The following is a 15,541-nucleotide window of genomic DNA, read 5'->3' as shown; positions in this document are numbered from 1 at the left end:
AGAGAACCTTACAAACCATCGACAACCCGTTCGGCACGAGGTTGTCACCCATGTCTTAGGGACAAACTGTTACCTATGTCTCCGGGTCGGACAAATTGCAAATGGCGGAAGAGGTGGGATTCGAACCCACGGTACGGTTTCCCGCACGCCGGTTTTCAAGACCGGTTCCTTAAACCACTCGGACACTCTTCCAAGTTTTTGGGAAGCCTGAAGAAAGTCCGTTTCGGTCTTTCCGGTGGATCGGTGGTTTCTGCCGATCGCTGCCCATTCACTCACAGGCCGGCTTTTTAGCAGCTTTGATGGCAGCGTCAACTTGTTCTGCAGAGAAGCGGCTTTGACAGCCGCTTCTCTCTGCCGCCGTCAGACAAGGATGGTGAAGTTGTCGAATGCGAGCTGCGGAAAGCCCGTCGGCTCGACGTCGGGCTGAATATCGAAGCGGACAAAATCGACCGCTCCCAAGGCGGCCAGCGAAATATGCTGACCATCGGCAATGGTGTCTCCGTAGACCGTCAGTGACATCTCACTCACCTTGTTGCCGCCGATATAACCCTCGAAGGTGACCAGGGCATCGACACCTTCATAGGCGGGGTCGAAATTGGTTGCGACATCGACGCCCTCGATGGTGAAGAGCTTGCCATCAACGCGTTCGAAAAACGGATTATAGGGATTGGTGACGACGTACTCGTTGCCGCCGGATTCGGCGACCGCCCAGAGGTTGCCATCGAGTTTGTCGCCAAATTTGAATCCTGCATAGCCGGAGGCGATATCAGGCAGCCCGGGATATTCAGTGGGAGCATTCTCGAAATCGATGGAATACTGCCCTTGCGGAGGAGTGTGGACGCCGATGTTGAGGCTGGCGACGTCGGTGCCGCCCTTTCCATCGGAGATCTTAAATGAAAAATTCTCGCCGAAGATACCGCCGGGTTCAAGCGCGCTCGGATCATTGACCGTGTAGCTATAGCTGCCGTTGCTCCAAATCGTCAGCGTTCCGTGCTCACCCTCGAGGGTAAGATATGCCGACTCGCCCGCCTTGTTGGGAATTCTCATTCCGTTGACGAACTGAACCTGAAGCAGATCGCCGTCGGAGTCCGAGGCGTTGTCGAGAAGGTTTCCTTCGATGGCCTCCGCTGGTGCGTAGTCGTGGACCTTCACGTCAGGCACTATTGGTTTGTGATTTGCCATGGCTCGTCTCCTAAAGATGAGCGTGGAAAGGACGCCGGGCTGCGACGCGAACGCCGCAAATAAACTTTCTACTCCACTTTGAGTCAAGCAACAAACTACACGCGGTAAGGGAGTGGCGCCAGATGCTGGCGCCATGGGGACACGTATATCGGAGAGGAACAGCTGGTATGCTACCCTGGGAGGAAGGTTCCGGTTGTAGCCAACGTCGGAAGAGCAGCTGCTGCGCGTGCCGGTGTCTCAATCCGGTACCGCTCGGACTTTGAAAGCAGGCCGACGTTTACCATGTGGCCCGCATCGGCACACTGATTTTAGCTCTGATTGCAACAACGGGAGAGTTTCCTGTTAGTAATTTATAAACCATATTTATTAGAATTATCGCTATCGCAGCGAAATCGTTCGCAAATTTGCCACGAACCTAGCAAGATTAAAGTCTCGTTAGGCGGGCGGGGATAAGGCGTTGTTGACCCAGGATGGGGCAGAGTTCCTTAACCATAACGATCTTTGAGCGGCGTGGGGCACATGAAACTGGAATACGGGGCGTCTATCGCAACGACAGCACGGTGGCTAGCGATATCGGCGATGTGTGCGACGGTTGCGGCGTGCGGCACGACACAGGCCGTGCCGAAGAAAAGAGCCCACGGCAAGGAATATTTTTCCGAATCCGAATATGGCGTTAAGGCCAGCCCCCGCGTCGCCACCGGCAACAATATCCCGAAGGGCGGCGGCCGCTACATGGTCGGCAACCCCTATGAGGTGAAGGGCAAGTGGTACTATCCGAAAGAAGACTTCGCCTATAACAAGGTCGGCGTCGCCTCATGGTACGGCTCCGCCTTTCACGGACGGCTGACGGCGAATGGCGAAGTTTACGACCAGATGCACCTATCTGCCGCACATCCGACGTTCCCGCTGCCGAGCTATGCCCGCGTCACCAATCTCGAGAACGGCTCCTCCATCGTCGTGCGTGTCAACGACCGCGGCCCTTATCACGAAGGCCGCATCATCGACCTCTCCAACAAGACGGCCGACATGCTGGATCTGCAGCACAGCGGGACCGGCAAGGTGCGCGTGCAATATGTCGGCCGCGCCCGCATGGACGGCCATGACATGCCCTATCTGATGGCCTCGTACGTGCCGAAGGGCAGCCGCATCCCCGGCATCAATCCGGAAGGGCAGATCGCAACCGGCGTGATGGTCGCCTCCAACAGCCGCAAGATCACCCGCGATCAGTTGCAGAACGCCGAAGACTACGAGACGCCGGCGAATGTGCCGGTGCCGATGTCGGCGACCTCCTATGCCGGTTCGACGCCGAGCGCGCGCTACAATGCGGCGCCCGGCCTTGCGCCGGCCGCCCATGTTCTGGTGGCGCCGTCGGCTTCTTCCTCCAATGCCTCGCCGGGCTTCGATCAGATGGTGGTGCTGCCGGAGTTCGGTCCCATGCCTTATGAGCGGCCCTATGGCGGTTCGCAGGGCTCCCTCGCGCTCGGCTATCAGAACGAAGCTGTGAAGACAGTAACGGTCGATCTCGCCTTCGACGCGGTGATGGTGCGCAATGATGGCCTAACTCCGGCCTCCATCCTAGCCTCGGCCAGGCGCCAGCAGGCAAAATCGGCAGCGCGTTGAGCATGGCGATTGCATCGAATTTCGCCGCGCTCTAACCTTCTCAAAACGCCGTTGACCGATGGGAATTTGCGATGCTGAGGCCTGTGCTTCGTCTGCTTGCATGCCTGATGCCGCTCGCCGCCAGCGCACATGCCGCCGACGGGGGTGCAGCCGGTTTTGCCACCAAGGCGGCGCAGGCCTATATGATCGAGGCCTCCACCGGCACCGTGCTTCTCGCCAAGAATGAGGATCAGAGCTTTTCGCCGGCGTCGCTCGCCAAGCTGATGACGATGGATCTGGTGTTCGATGCGGTGACCAAGGGCGAGATCACGCTCGACACCGAATATCCCGTTTCCGAATATGCCTGGCGCACCGGCGGCGCGCCGTCGAGGACGGCAACGATGTTTGCGGCCCTCAAATCACGCGTGCGCGTCGAGGATCTCATCAAGGGCGTCGCGATCCAGGGCGCCAATGACAGCTGCATCATCCTCGCCGAGGGGATGGCCGGAAGCGAGGAGCAATTCGCTCAGTCGATGACCCGCCGCGCCCGCGAACTCGGCATGGAGAAAGCGGTATTCGGCAATTCCACCGGCCTTCCGGACGGCAAGAGCAAAGTGACGGCGCGCGAGATGGTGACGCTTGCCGCTGCCCTTCAGCAATCCTATCCCAATCTCTATCCTTATTTCGCGCAGCTGGATTTCGAATGGAACAAGATCTTCCAGCGCAACCGCAATCCGCTGCTCGGGCTCGATCTCGGCGCCGACGGGCTTGCGACCGGCTTTGCCGAGGGAGAAGGTTATTCGATCGTCGCGTCGGTCCAGCGCGACGGCCGGCGGCTGTTTTTGGCGCTTGCCGGCATCGCGTCCGACAAGGAGCGGACGGAGGAGGCCAAGCGCGTGCTCGAATGGGGGCTGACTGCCTTCGAGAGCCGTCAGATCTTCACTGAGCATGAAGTGATCGGCGCAGCCAGCGTCTATGGCGGCTCGGCGCGCACCGTCGATCTCGTCGCCAAGGCGCCGGTCAGCGTCTATATTCCGATCAGCAACCCCGATCGGCTTTCGGCGCGCATCGTCTATCACTGGCCGCTGACGGCGCCGGTGAAGCCGGATTATCAGGCCGGCACGCTCAGGATTTTCGCAGGCAGTCGGCTGCTCAGGGAAGTGCCGCTCTATACCGCGCAGGCGGTCGGGGAGGGCTCACTCGGCAGCCGGGCGGTCGACGCAGTGCTGGAACTCGGCGAATCGCTGTTCTTCTCCTGGCTCTGGGACAAGTCCGCCCCCGGCTGAACGCCGGGATGAGGCTCTCGCGCACAGCTCTTCTTTTCCCGCGTGCCGTTGCCGCACAGTCATGCTCCAGACTTGAATGCCTGACCTTCTGCTACAATTTGCGGGGAAGGTGATTATGTCGCCGCCGCGAAAGGTTTTCCTTCCCGATGTCTTCGGATAGATAGAAGAGGCGGGGCGCGCGGGCGTGCGGCGTCCGGAATGCGGGAAGTTGTCATTGTCATCCGGTACGGGACTGTTCGTTACGTTTGAAGGCGGGGAAGGCGCGGGGAAATCCACGCAGATCCGCCGCCTCGCCGAAGCGTTGAAAGGCGAAGGGCATGACGTGCTGGTGACGCGGGAACCGGGCGGGTCGCCGGGCGCGGAAGCCGTGCGCCACGTGCTTCTTTCGGGCGCGGCCGAGGCCTTCGGCACGCGGATGGAGGCCATCCTCTTTGCGGCAGCGCGCAACGATCATGTCGAAGAGGTGATCCGGCCGGCCCTGACATCAGGCAAGATCGTGCTCTGTGACCGTTTCATGGATTCTTCGCGTGTCTACCAGGGCATCACCGGCAATCTCGACCCTGATTTCATTGAGATGCTGCAGCGGATCGCCATCAACGGCGTCATGCCGGATTGCACCTTGATATTGGATATTCCCGCAAAGGTCGGCCTGGAGCGGGCGCAGAAACGCAGCGCCTCGGACGGTCCCGATCGCTTTGAAAAGGAGCGGCTCGAAACGCACGAAAAACGGCGCGAAGCCTTTCTCGATATCGCCGCGCGCGAGCCGGAACGCTGCCACGTGGTTGACGCCATGCAGACGGAAGAGGCGATCGCCGCCGAAATCCTGGCGATCGTCAAGCGGCTGATGTCGCCCGCAGACCGCGCTCGGATGCCAGAAGCCGCCCATTATGAGTGAAGTCCATTATGAGTGACGATCGGCCGGGACTGCTGGACGGCGCCATCTGGCCCGCCGAAAATACCAGGCTGTTTGGCCATGAGGAGGCGGAATCCTTTCTTGCCCAGTCCTACCGATCCGGCAAGGGTCATCACGCCATCCTGATCGAAGGGCCGGAGGGCATCGGCAAGGCGACGCTCGCCTTCCGCTTCGCCAACCACGTCCTCTCGCATCCCGATCCCGATGCGGCGCCGGAGAAGATCGGCGATCCGGATCCCGCCTCGGCCGCCAGCCGCCAGATCGCCTCCGGCGCCTCGCACAATCTCCTGCATCTCGCCCGGCCGGTGGACGAAAAGACGGGCAGGGCGAAATCGGCGATCACCGTCGACGAGGTGCGCCGCGCCGGCAAGTTCTTCTCGCAGACCTCGGGCACCGGCAACTGGCGAATCGTCATCATTGACCCGGCCGATGACATGAACCGCAATGCGGCCAACGCCATTCTGAAGATCCTCGAGGAGCCGCCGAAGCGGGCGCTGTTCCTGGTGCTGTCGCACGCGCCGGGCCGGCTGCTGCCGACGATCCGCTCACGCTGCCTGCCGCTGAAACTGGCGCCGCTTCCCGACGAAGCACTCGTTGCGGCCCTTGCGCATCTCGGCATAGCAGGCGAGGGCAGCGTGCTTTCGGCGGCCAAGGGCAGCGTCGGCGAAGCCTTGAAACTGTTGAACTATGGCGGCAGCGAAATCATCGCTGGTTATGACGAAGTGCTTTCCGCCGAGGGGCCAACCGCCCGCAAGGCGATGCACCGGCTGGCAGAGGCGCTCTCGGGCAAGGAAAGCGATACGATTTTCGATTTCTTCGTCAGCCACGTCGGCGACGACATCATGAGCCGCGCTCGCGCGGCGGCAGGCGATGGGCAGATCGCCGCGGCCGAACGGCTGGCGCGGCTCTACTCGGAGGTTATCGAGCGGCTTACCGTTTCCGACGCCTATAATCTCGACCGCAAGCAGACGATCATCAGTATTCTCGCCGACATCAAGCAGCCCAGACTCTAGCCAAGGTTTCAGCCAAGGTTGGGCGGATCAGCCGGCCAGCAACTTCCACGCGACGAGCGCAAGGGTGACGGCCAGGACAATGCGAATGATGCGCTCGTGCAGCTTCGGCGCCAGAAGGCTTCCCAGAATAATACCGGGAATCGAGCCGACGAGCAGGGCAAAGAGCATCGCCCAATCGATCTCGCCGATCAGCCAATAGCCGGTGCCGCCGATCAGGGTCAGGGGTACGGCGTGGACGATGTCGGAGCCGACGATTTCGCGCACATCGAGCCTCGGATAGAGCACGAGCAGGATCGTCACCCCAAGCGCACCGGCGCCAACAGAGGTCAAGGTGACAAGCACGCCGAGACAGAATCCGAGAATGACGGTGAGGGCAAGAATGGTCGTCGCTCGCGGCGGCACGCGTTCGCCGATGGCGCGGCGCGCCAATTGAAGTATCGGGCCGCGAAAGATCAGCATGATCGCGGTCATGACGAGAAGCCAACCGAGGGCTGATGTAATGGTGTTGGTCACGCCGATGCTCTTGCGATCGACACCTGCCAGCAACCAGAGCATCAGCAAGGCGGCTGGGACGCTGCCGGCGGCGAGGCTGCCGACGATCTTCCAGTTGACGCGCCCATGCACGCCGTGAACAGCGGTGCCCGCTGTCTTGGTGATCGCAGCATAGAGAAGATCGGTGCCGACGGCAGTTGCCGGATGGACGCCGAAGAGCAGCACCAGCAGGGGTGTCATCAGCGAACCGCCGCCTACGCCGGTAATGCCGACAAGGGCGCCGACAAACAGTCCCGAAATCGAATAGAGAGGCTCGAATGTCAAGCAAGCGCCTCCAACGGCGCCCGGCCACGGGGATTGTGGTGGGTGAAAACTGGCACGTCGTTGGGTCCCGCCTCTCTTTCTGACGACCGGTAAATTGCGTGCGAGACGGAGTCAAGCTCACGACCCCGTGTCCTGGAATTCATGGGCGGCAGCGAAACTTGATGTTTCGCTCGACGGTGACATGCGCTAAGAGCGGCTGACCATTGATAAATAAGCCGGACCTTGGCCGCCATGACAGACAAGACATCCTTCTATATCACCACCGCGATTTCCTATCCCAACGGCAAGCCGCATATCGGCCATGCCTATGAGCTGATCGCGACGGATGCGATGGCTCGCTATCAGCGCCTGGATGGCAAGGACGTCTTCTTTCTGACGGGCACCGACGAACACGGCCAGAAGATGCAGCAGACGGCGCGCGCCGAAGGGATCCCGCCGCAGGCGCTCGCCGATCGCAACTCCGGCGAGTTCCAGGCGATGGCCAAGCTGCTCAACGCTTCGAACGATGACTTCATCCGGACCACGCAGGAGCGTCATCACGAGACATCCAGGAATATCTGGACGCTGATGGCCGACAATGGCGACATCTACAAGGACAGCTATGCCGGCTGGTACTCGGTGCGCGACGAGGCCTATTACCAGGAAAACGAGACGGAGCTGCGCGCCGACGGCGTGCGTTACGGCCCCCAGGGCACGCCCGTCGAGTGGGTGGAAGAGGCGAGCTATTTCTTCAAGCTCTCCGAATACCAGGAGAAGCTGCTGGCCCATTACGAGGCCAATCCCGATTTTATCGGCCCGGCCGAGCGCCGCAACGAGGTGATCTCCTTCGTCAAGTCGGGCCTCAAGGACCTGTCGGTGTCGCGCACGACCTTCGACTGGGGCATCAAGGTGCCGAACGACCCTTCGCATGTCATGTATGTATGGGTGGACGCGCTGACCAACTACATCACGGCGACGGGCTATATCGAGGACAAGAATGGCCCGCGGGCGAAATACTGGCCGGCGGATGTGCACATCATCGGCAAGGACATCATTCGCTTCCACGCCGTCTATTGGCCGGCCTTCCTGATGTCGGCGAAGCTGCCGCTGCCGAAGCGCGTTTTCGCCCATGGCTTTCTGCTCAACAAGGGCGAGAAGATGTCGAAGTCGCTCGGAAACGTCGTCGATCCGGTCAATCTGGTGAACCATTTCGGGCTCGACCAGGTGCGCTACTTCTTCCTGCGCGAAGTCTCCTTCGGTCAGGACGGCAGCTACAGCGAAGAGGCGATCGGCACGCGCGTCAATTCCGACCTCGCCAACGGCATCGGCAATCTCGCCAGCCGGTCGCTGTCGATGATCGTCAAGAATTGCGACGGCAAGATCCCGGAATGCGGGCCGCTGACCGACGAGGACAAGGCGATGCTGGCCCAGGCCGACGCGCTGCATGCATCGACACGCGAGGACATGAGCAAGCAGCTCATCCATCGCGCGCTCGCCTCGATCATTGCAGTCGTTTCGGAGGCCGACCGCTATTTTGCCGGCCAGGCGCCCTGGGCGCTGAAGAAGACGGATCCGGCGCGGATGGGCACGGTCCTTTATGTCACGGCCGAGGTGGTGCGCCAGATCGCCATCCTGCTACAGCCCTTCATGCCGGAATCGTCGGGCAAGCTGCTCGATCTTGTCGCCGCGCCTGCCGACAAGCGCGATTTTGCCGCGCTTGGCGAAGTTGGCCGCCTCGTTGCCGGGACGGTGCTCGAAGCGCCGACACCGGTCTTCCCGCGCTATGTGGCTCCGGAGGCCTGAGGCCGTGCTGATCGATACCCATTGCCATCTCGATTTTGCCGACTTCGAGGCGGAGCGCGACGAGATCGTCACGCGCGCCCACCAAGCCGGCGTCAAGCAGATGGTGACGATCTCGACGCGCGTGCGCAAGCTCGACGGGCTGCTCGCCATCACGGAGAAATATCCGTCGGTGTTCTGCTCCGTCGGCACCCATCCGAACAATGCCGGCGACGAGCTGGACATCCAGACCGAAGAGCTGGTGCGCCTGGCGAAGGCGCATGAGAAAGTGGTGGCGATCGGCGAGGCGGGCCTCGATTATTTCTACGACACGCAGACACCAGAGGATCAGCAGACCGGATTTCGGCGCCATATTGCCGCCGCTCGGGAAACGCAGCTTCCGCTCGTCATCCACAGCCGCAGCGCCGATGCCGATATGGCTGATATCCTGACCGAGGAAACGGGGAAGGGAAGCTTCCCCTTTATCCTGCATTGCTTCTCGGCAGGGCCGGATCTGGCGCGGACCGGTGTCGAACTCGGCGGCTACGTCTCTTTTTCCGGCATTCTGACCTTCCCGAAATCGGAAGAGCTGCGTGAGATCGCCAAGACGATCCCGCATGAACGGCTGTTGGTGGAAACGGACGCGCCCTATCTCGCTCCGAAGCGCTGGCGCGGCAAGCGCAATGAGCCGTCCTATGTCGTCAATACGGCCGAAGTGCTCGCCGAGACGATCGGCCTTTCCTATGCGGACGTCGCACGGATGACGACGGAGAACGCGCTTCGCCTGTTCTCGAAAATGCCAAGGATTTAGCAGGTGCTCTATCGGCGGCGCTTCACCATTCTCGGCTGTTCGTCGTCACCGGGCGTGCCGCGTATCACCGGCGACTGGGGCGCCTGCAATCCCGACAACCCAAAGAACCGGCGCACGCGCGCCTCGTTCATGGTGCAGCAGTTCGCTCCTGATGGCGGTGTGACGACCGTCGTCATCGACACCGGACCCGATTTTCGTGAGCAGATGATCCGGGCAGGGGCCGACCATGTCGATGCGGTGCTCTACAGCCATCCGCATGCTGATCATATTCACGGCATCGACGATCTGCGCGGCTATTTTCACAATACCCGCCGGCGAGTGCCGATCTACGCTGACCAATTTACGATGGACAGGCTGCGTGAAGCCTTTGGCTATTGCCTGGAGACGCCGCCGGGCAGCAATTATCCGCCGATCGTGCTGCCTGTCGTCATCGAAAATCTTGACGAACCCGTCGAAATCCGCGGCCCCGGCGGCAAGATCGATTTTTTTCCGCATATCCAGCAGCATGGCGATATCAATTCGCTCGGCTTCCGCATCGGTGATGTAGCCTATTGCAGCGATATCAGCGATTTCCCGCCGCAGACCGTCGAAAAGCTGAAAAATCTCGACGTGCTGATCATCGACGCCCTGCAATACACCTATCATCCGAGCCATCTGTCGCTGGAACAGTCGCTCGACTGGATCGGCCGGCTGAAGCCGAAAAGGGCGATACTCACCCACATGCATACGCCGCTGGATTATGACGCAGTGATGGCGCAGACGCCGGACCATGTGGTCCCGGCGTTCGATCAGATGAGCTTCGAGACGGAGTTTCTCGCTTAACCCGGCGATGCAGCATGCTTACACGCGTGCAGCAGGATCGGGGACTGAGCCCCGACCCTGGCGCAGGTCACTGCATATAGGGAAGAACCTCGACCGCGCCGCGATAGATCATGTCGAGCGAGACGTAGAGGATGATCAGCAGACCGATATAAGCGATCCAGCGATGGCGGCCGAGCAGACGGGCGATCAGGTTCGCGGCGATACCCATCAGCGCGATTGACAGACCGAGGCCGATAACCAGGACGCTCGGATGTTCGCGCGCAGCGCCCGCAACGGCGAGCACGTTATCGAGCGACATCGAAACGTCGGCAATGACGATCTGGGTTGCCGCCTGGAAGAAGGTCTTTTTCGGCGCGCCTTCGCCGCTTTCCGCTACGCGATCCTCGTTATGGCCGTCGCGAAGCTCGCGCCACATCTTCCAGCAGACCCAAAGCAGCAGCAGGCCGCCGGCCAGCAGCAGGCCGACGATCGCCAGCAGATAGACGGCAACACTGGCGAAGAGAATACGCAGGACCGTCGCGGCAAGAATGCCGACGATGATCGCCTTGCGCCGTTGTGTGGCCTCGAGGCCGGCAGCGGCAAGACCGATAACCACGGCGTTGTCGCCGGCGAGAACAAGGTCGATAGCAATGACCTGCAGCAAAGCCGTCAGACCGGCTGCCGTGAAGATGTCCATATGAAATGTCCCCAATGCGTCGAAAGCCGTGCTAGCGTCTCGATGGTTTGACGTCAACCGCCGAAGGCTGCAACAGACGATGCGATTCACTGCCTGGTGTATCTGAAAAAGGACAGGCGGCAACGTTATGGGAACTGCCGTGAAATGCCGCCGATCCGTCCCACTGCCGTGGAACATTCATCTCGGCTGCCGGTTCTTCAAGTCAGAAACCAGGCGTCGGGTCGACGTCTGGAAAGAGACATCGAGAGGAGCGTTCCGTGAGCAACATTCACCACGATACCAACCCCAGCTCTTCAGGCCCGATGGGCGGCGGCAGCCTTACGGCATTTTTCGACAGCCGGTCCGAAGCCGAATCTGCGATCTCCCGTCTCGAGGACGCGGGCGTGCCGGTCGCAAGAATAAGATTGATGCCGGGCTACGAAGCGGACGGAAAGAATGCCGGCGCCATAAGTGACGACCGCAGCGGCTTCTTCGACGCGCTGGCCGACTTCTTCTTCCCGGATGAAGATCGCGCGATGTACGCAGAAGGGCTGCGGCGAGGCGGCTTCCTCGTTCAGGTCAACGATATCGACGACGCGCTCTATGAGACAGTTCACGATATTCTCGACGACGAAGGCAGCATCGACATCGATGAGCGGGCAGATCTCTGGTTGTCGGAAAGCGGCCGTCAAGGTGGGTCGAATACCGGTTTTGCCGGCTCGGCCCATGGCGGCAAAGCTGCGGATGACCTGGCTGTGTCCGAGAGCGCGTTCGAAGATGAAACTCGACCGGTCGCGATACGCGACACCACGCATGGAAGCGCCAAGGTGCGCGCTTACACCTATTCCGGAGGCAGCTCGCCATCGACCGGTGCAGATCGGCAAACGCAGACACAGACGCAAGGCGGATCGAACCAGAGTCAGGGATTCCGGCGCGATCACTGATGTCCAGTGCCTCGCATGAGAGCCGGCTACGGTCGCTCTAGCTGATATTCGAAGGAGACGTCCATGCAATCCTCCATCAATCGCGACGGTTTCCTTCCGCCGGATCCCGATGAGCTGGTCGAGGAAGGTGAGCCGCCGTTTGCCGACGCCGCCACCGCGACTGCGCGCGAGAAGGCCGACCACGATCTCGACCTCCTACAGCACGAAGTAAGGCTGTTGCGCGCCCGGATCGGCATCCTGCGCGAGGATGCGGAATCGGCGCTGAAAGCCCAGGCGAACCTGATAGACGCAAGCGCCCATGTCCAGCTCGGGAACTATCCCTGGGCAAAGCTCGCCTTGGCCACGGGCGCGGCTTTCATTGCCGCCAGAATCGTTCGCAGCCTTCCGTTCGGCGCTTTGCTGGCCGGCCACCTCTCTGAGACGAGACGGTGGTGAAGGGCTGACCATCTGATACGCCCGGTCCTCTGACAATTCGGGGGAGAGCCCAATGTGCTGCCCGCGATCTGACTGCGGGCCGCACTTCGCAGTTGCGCCAAATTCATTTCTGACATTACCAACCGTAGCCGGCACTGTGCCGCAGGGGGTCTGCAGGACGGGGAGGCGCCCCGATGATGCGCGCCGAGACAACGATGATCGCAGCTGGGCAACGATCAGCCTGCCTCGGCCAGACAGGTTCCTCGATTGACGTTGATGGCGTGACGCTTCACAAAGTGCCAATCCTCTACAGCACAAGCGGCACCGTTCCGGGGACCACGATCACATGCGCAGCAATGACGACCGCCATTCCTTGCGGAAAATATTCACAGTCCTGACGATCCTGTTTTCCACACTGCTGCCAATCGGCGTCAATCCTGCTTCCTCGGAGTCATCCGAATCCTCGGCGCCGATCCGCGTCATCATCGAATTGCCGAATGACGATTCCGGTCGCGCTCTGGTCGATCGGATCGTTCCCGGCAATCAGGAGCCCACGCGGCCAGTCGCCGTCTCACCAGCGCCAGCACCGCCGTCGATCGCGACGTCACTGCAGGATTTGCGCCAGCGCTTGCTCTCGCTCGTCAACGCATTTCCAACCCTTCCGGGACAGATCCAGGCGGCGATCCGGCTCTTCCAGACAGACAATCGTATCGACCCTGTCAGTCTTATCCTGGCGGTCACACTCTTCGTAGCAGGCGGTTTTCTGGCGCAGCGCATCGCCTGGTGGTCGGGGCGAGGGCTTCTTCATTTTATACTGACCGCACCTGCCGACACGGTCCGGCAGCGGATCAAACTGCACGCCGGGCGGCTGTCGATGGGGCTTCTCGCATTGATCGGCTACCTCATCGGAAGCCTCGGCGCCTTTATCCTGTTTCCATGGCCCGCCGTGTTTCGCGACGTTGCGCTCATTCTGCTGTCAGCTGCGCTCATGGTGCGCCTCGGCGTGCTGGTGGGCCGCATCGTGATCGCGCCGGGCGCCCGCCTGCCGCATATGCGGCTTGTGACCCTTGTGACGTCGCTTGCGTGGTTCTGGTACTACTGGCTCCTTGCAACGGTCGCTCTGTTGGCAGCCGGCTGGGCCACCATCGAAGTGATACGAACGATCGGGGCTCCGGCCATATTGGTCGATCTTTTTACCGCGGCATGGCTCGCGGTCGTCTCGATCGCGCTGATCGCGATGATTTGGCTGCGGCAGTTCCGTTCCGACGGGCCGCCGGTGAACCGGCTGATCAGCGTCGGCTTCAGCGCAAGCATTATTCTCTCATGGCTGTTATGGGTGTCGGGACTGCGTGCTGCATTCTGGACGGTGATCGTCATTGCGCTTCTGCCGCTGACGGTATCGGTAGCGCGCGATATCACTCGGCGCATCATCATCAATTCGCAGGATGAGCGTTCAGTGGACGATCCGACCGTCTTGGGATGGTCGGTCGTTATCATGCAGACGTTGCGCAACGGTCTTATCGTGGTTGCCGCGCTGCTCATTGCCCGCGCGTGGGATGTCAATCTCGGTGATCTTGCCGCAGCCGAGACGGTGACCACACGTCTGATCCGGGCGGGAATCCGGATCGTGATCGTATTGCTGGTGACCGACGTCATCTGGAAGCTCGTCAGCACTCTGATCGACACGCAGATGGAAGTGGCGTCGCGGAGCGTGAATGCAGGCCATCAGGAGGGGCCGGAGGCGCGCCGCCGTCAGCGGTTGAATACGCTTCTTCCCATTCTTCGCAATGTGCTGTTCCTCGCGATCGGCGCCGTCGGTTTCCTTATGATTCTGGATGCTGTCGGCATTCAGATCGGGCCGCTGCTTGCTGGCGCTGGTGTCGTCGGCATCGCCGTCGGCTTCGGTGCGCAAACGCTCGTCAAGGACATTATCTCCGGGGTCTTTTATCTGTTCGACGATGCCTTTCGCATCGGAGAATATATACAGGCGGCAAAATACAAGGGTACGGTCGAAGGATTTTCGCTGCGATCGATCCGCTTGCGACACCACCGCGGTCCTGTCACCATCGTTCCATTCGGCGAACTTGGCGCGGTGCAAAATCTGAGCCGCGACTGGGTCATCGACATCATCACGCTTACGCTGAACTATGACAGCGACCTCGAGGAGGTCCGCAAGACCATCAAGCGCATTGGCGTCGAGCTTCTGGACGATGCCGAGCTGGGGCCCAATATCATCGAGCCCTTGAAAATGCAGGGCATCGAGCAGATGGCGGATTATGGCGTGCAGATCAGGCTGAAATTCATGGCCAAACCGGGCGAACAATTTGGCGTCCGCAGAAAGGCGCTTGCCATGCTGAAGAAGACCTTCGCCGAAAAGGGCATTCAGTTTGCAACACCGACGGTGCATGTCTCCGGCGGAACGGCCGATGCAGCGTCATCAGCCGCCGCGTCGGAGCTCCAGAGACCAACAAAACCAGTCTTGCCGATTGAGGATTAGCAAACCGCAAGGCTTCCACCCCTTGTTTGGAATGCCCGTGGGCGATGTGCGAATCCAACCTGTTGAGCAATCGACCTAGAGGTAAGCCGGATGATGGATTTCAGGTCACTGACAGAAACAGATTTTCCGATATTGTGTGAGTGGCTAAATAAACCTCATATGCGTGCTCACTACCAGAAGACGCCGATAACGATCGAGGAAGTCCAGAGGAAGTATTCTGAGCGCCTGAGCCCAAGCCATCCTACCCATTGCCATATAGCTTGTTATAATGGTGAGCCTTTCGGAACATTGCAGTGCTATTTGCTTCGCGACTATCCCGACTTCGCGTCTGAGATGGGCGAGCACGACGGCGTAGCGGTCGACTTATTTATCGGTGATGAGCAGTTCATAGGGAGGAGCTTGGGGAAAACTATGCTTCGCTCATATGTGCTGAACGTGGTTCCTTCACTTTTTCCCCACGACTGCAAATGTTTCATTTGTCACGCTAAAGAGAACCAAATAGCTATTCGGGGTTCGCTGTCCGCAGGGTTTCTGCCGTATCGAGACGTCATAGAGGGAGGAGTGGAAAGTCTGCTACTTTCATTCGACCGATCGAACCAGGCATGTCTGCCTTTTGTCCGATAATCTCGTTCGGCGATAAATCCCGCTGACCATTGCGGAGAGACGGTTCGGGGCCAAAAGCAACAGTCGGAAAACCGCTCTCCTGTTCCATAATCTACCTTATGCGACCGTTTTGTGTAGCCGGGTACATTCTATTTCCAAGTGCGACATGCCAATGATTTCAATGGCTTCACTTTGGAGATTTTGGCATGTCCCGATGCTATACGCAGC

The 15,541-nt window shown here is 60.2% G+C and carries 14 protein-coding genes and 1 tRNA gene; 11 read left to right on the top strand and 4 right to left on the bottom strand.

Features of this window, described 5'->3' with window-relative positions; translation table 11 throughout:
* Positions 1–102 precede the first annotated feature (102 nt).
* Together FHT70_RS29395 and FHT70_RS29390 are read right to left on the bottom strand one after the other, a co-directional pair.
* Positions 103–192: transfer RNA gene (locus FHT70_RS29395), tRNA-Ser, on the bottom strand.
* 168 nt (positions 193–360) lie between these two features.
* Positions 361–1,269 carry an Ig-like domain-containing protein gene (locus tag FHT70_RS29390; protein ID WP_246722044.1) on the bottom strand — a complete coding sequence of 303 codons (909 nt, stop codon included), beginning with the start codon at positions 1,267–1,269 and terminating at the stop codon, positions 361–363.
* A 432-nt stretch (positions 1,270–1,701) separates the two neighbouring features.
* Between FHT70_RS29390 and FHT70_RS29385 the strand changes: the two genes are divergently transcribed.
* The 4 genes from FHT70_RS29385 to FHT70_RS29370 all read left to right on the top strand — a co-directional run bounded on the left by FHT70_RS29385 (position 1,702) and on the right by FHT70_RS29370 (position 5,993).
* The gene (locus FHT70_RS29385) at positions 1,702–2,802 is read left to right on the top strand and encodes a septal ring lytic transglycosylase RlpA family protein (RefSeq protein WP_085778206.1); all 1,101 of its coding nucleotides are present in this window, start codon (positions 1,702–1,704) and stop codon (positions 2,800–2,802) included.
* 71 nt (positions 2,803–2,873) lie between these two features.
* On the top strand, positions 2,874–4,067 hold the full coding sequence (locus FHT70_RS29380) for a D-alanyl-D-alanine carboxypeptidase family protein (RefSeq protein WP_183706676.1): 1,194 nt from the start codon (positions 2,874–2,876) through the stop codon (positions 4,065–4,067).
* Between the two features lie 214 nt (positions 4,068–4,281).
* Complete coding sequence (gene tmk / locus FHT70_RS29375) at positions 4,282–4,962, top strand: dTMP kinase (RefSeq protein ID WP_183706675.1); 681 nt, start codon at positions 4,282–4,284, stop codon at positions 4,960–4,962.
* An 8-nt stretch (positions 4,963–4,970) separates the two neighbouring features.
* Positions 4,971–5,993, top strand: a complete 1,023-nt coding sequence (locus FHT70_RS29370) for a DNA polymerase III subunit delta' (RefSeq protein WP_183706674.1) — start codon at positions 4,971–4,973, stop codon at positions 5,991–5,993.
* A gap of 27 nt (positions 5,994–6,020) precedes the next feature.
* Here FHT70_RS29370 and FHT70_RS29365 read toward each other — a convergent pair whose 3' ends face one another.
* Positions 6,021–6,809 (bottom strand): sulfite exporter TauE/SafE family protein, encoded by a 789-nt coding sequence (locus FHT70_RS29365; protein WP_183706673.1) that lies wholly within the window; start codon positions 6,807–6,809, stop codon positions 6,021–6,023.
* Positions 6,810–7,040: 231 nt separating this feature from the next.
* Between FHT70_RS29365 and metG the strand changes: the two genes are divergently transcribed.
* The 3 genes from metG to FHT70_RS29350 are packed head-to-tail and all read left to right on the top strand — an operon-like array spanning position 7,041 to position 10,200.
* Positions 7,041–8,591: a methionine--tRNA ligase gene (gene metG, locus FHT70_RS29360; RefSeq protein ID WP_183706672.1), complete on the top strand. Its 1,551-nt coding sequence runs from the start codon at positions 7,041–7,043 to the stop codon at positions 8,589–8,591.
* A 4-nt stretch (positions 8,592–8,595) separates the two neighbouring features.
* Positions 8,596–9,378: a TatD family hydrolase gene (locus FHT70_RS29355; protein WP_183706671.1), complete on the top strand. Its 783-nt coding sequence runs from the start codon at positions 8,596–8,598 to the stop codon at positions 9,376–9,378.
* A 3-nt stretch (positions 9,379–9,381) separates the two neighbouring features.
* Positions 9,382–10,200, top strand: a complete 819-nt coding sequence (locus FHT70_RS29350) for an MBL fold metallo-hydrolase (protein ID WP_183706670.1) — start codon at positions 9,382–9,384, stop codon at positions 10,198–10,200.
* 67 nt (positions 10,201–10,267) lie between these two features.
* Here the strand turns inward: FHT70_RS29350 and FHT70_RS29345 are convergent, their stop codons facing one another.
* Positions 10,268–10,876, bottom strand: coding sequence for a TerC family protein (locus tag FHT70_RS29345; RefSeq protein WP_020921320.1), 609 nt, complete (start codon positions 10,874–10,876; stop codon positions 10,268–10,270).
* A 257-nt stretch (positions 10,877–11,133) separates the two neighbouring features.
* Here FHT70_RS29345 and FHT70_RS29340 point away from each other — a divergent pair, with 257 nt between their 5' ends.
* From FHT70_RS29340 to FHT70_RS29325, 4 genes are all read left to right on the top strand, one after another.
* Entirely contained in the window at positions 11,134–11,799 is a 666-nt protein-coding gene (locus FHT70_RS29340) for a hypothetical protein (protein ID WP_183706669.1), read from the top strand.
* 63 nt (positions 11,800–11,862) lie between these two features.
* Positions 11,863–12,234 carry a hypothetical protein gene (locus FHT70_RS29335; RefSeq protein WP_183706668.1) on the top strand — a complete coding sequence of 124 codons (372 nt, stop codon included), beginning with the start codon at positions 11,863–11,865 and terminating at the stop codon, positions 12,232–12,234.
* A 325-nt stretch (positions 12,235–12,559) separates the two neighbouring features.
* Positions 12,560–14,710, top strand: coding sequence for a mechanosensitive ion channel family protein (locus tag FHT70_RS29330; protein ID WP_183706667.1), 2,151 nt, complete (start codon positions 12,560–12,562; stop codon positions 14,708–14,710).
* A 90-nt stretch (positions 14,711–14,800) separates the two neighbouring features.
* Entirely contained in the window at positions 14,801–15,334 is a 534-nt protein-coding gene (locus tag FHT70_RS29325) for a GNAT family N-acetyltransferase (protein WP_183706666.1), read from the top strand.
* Positions 15,335–15,541 lie beyond the last annotated feature (207 nt).

This window comes from Rhizobium sp. BK049 (assembly GCF_014193135.1).
Classification (GTDB): Bacteria; Pseudomonadota; Alphaproteobacteria; order Rhizobiales; family Rhizobiaceae; genus Rhizobium.
The sequence above is the reverse complement of the archived record's forward strand: the minus strand, read 5'-3'. Positions and strand labels throughout refer to the sequence as shown.

Bases quoted from the DNA above. Each gene is read 5' to 3' on its own strand.
- metG (WP_183706672.1), top strand. From the start codon at position 7,041: ATGACAGACAAGACATCCTTCTATATCACCACCGCGATTTCCTATCCC.
- FHT70_RS29385 (WP_085778206.1), top strand. From the start codon at position 1,702: ATGAAACTGGAATACGGGGCGTCTATCGCAACGACAGCACGGTGGCTA.
- FHT70_RS29370 (WP_183706674.1), top strand. From the start codon at position 4,971: ATGAGTGACGATCGGCCGGGACTGCTGGACGGCGCCATCTGGCCCGCC.
- FHT70_RS29325 (WP_183706666.1), top strand. From the start codon at position 14,801: ATGATGGATTTCAGGTCACTGACAGAAACAGATTTTCCGATATTGTGT.
- FHT70_RS29380 (WP_183706676.1), top strand. From the start codon at position 2,874: ATGCTGAGGCCTGTGCTTCGTCTGCTTGCATGCCTGATGCCGCTCGCC.
- FHT70_RS29335 (WP_183706668.1), top strand. From the start codon at position 11,863: ATGCAATCCTCCATCAATCGCGACGGTTTCCTTCCGCCGGATCCCGAT.
- FHT70_RS29330 (WP_183706667.1), top strand. From the start codon at position 12,560: ATGCGCAGCAATGACGACCGCCATTCCTTGCGGAAAATATTCACAGTC.
- FHT70_RS29345 (WP_020921320.1), bottom strand. From the start codon at position 10,876: ATGGACATCTTCACGGCAGCCGGTCTGACGGCTTTGCTGCAGGTCATT.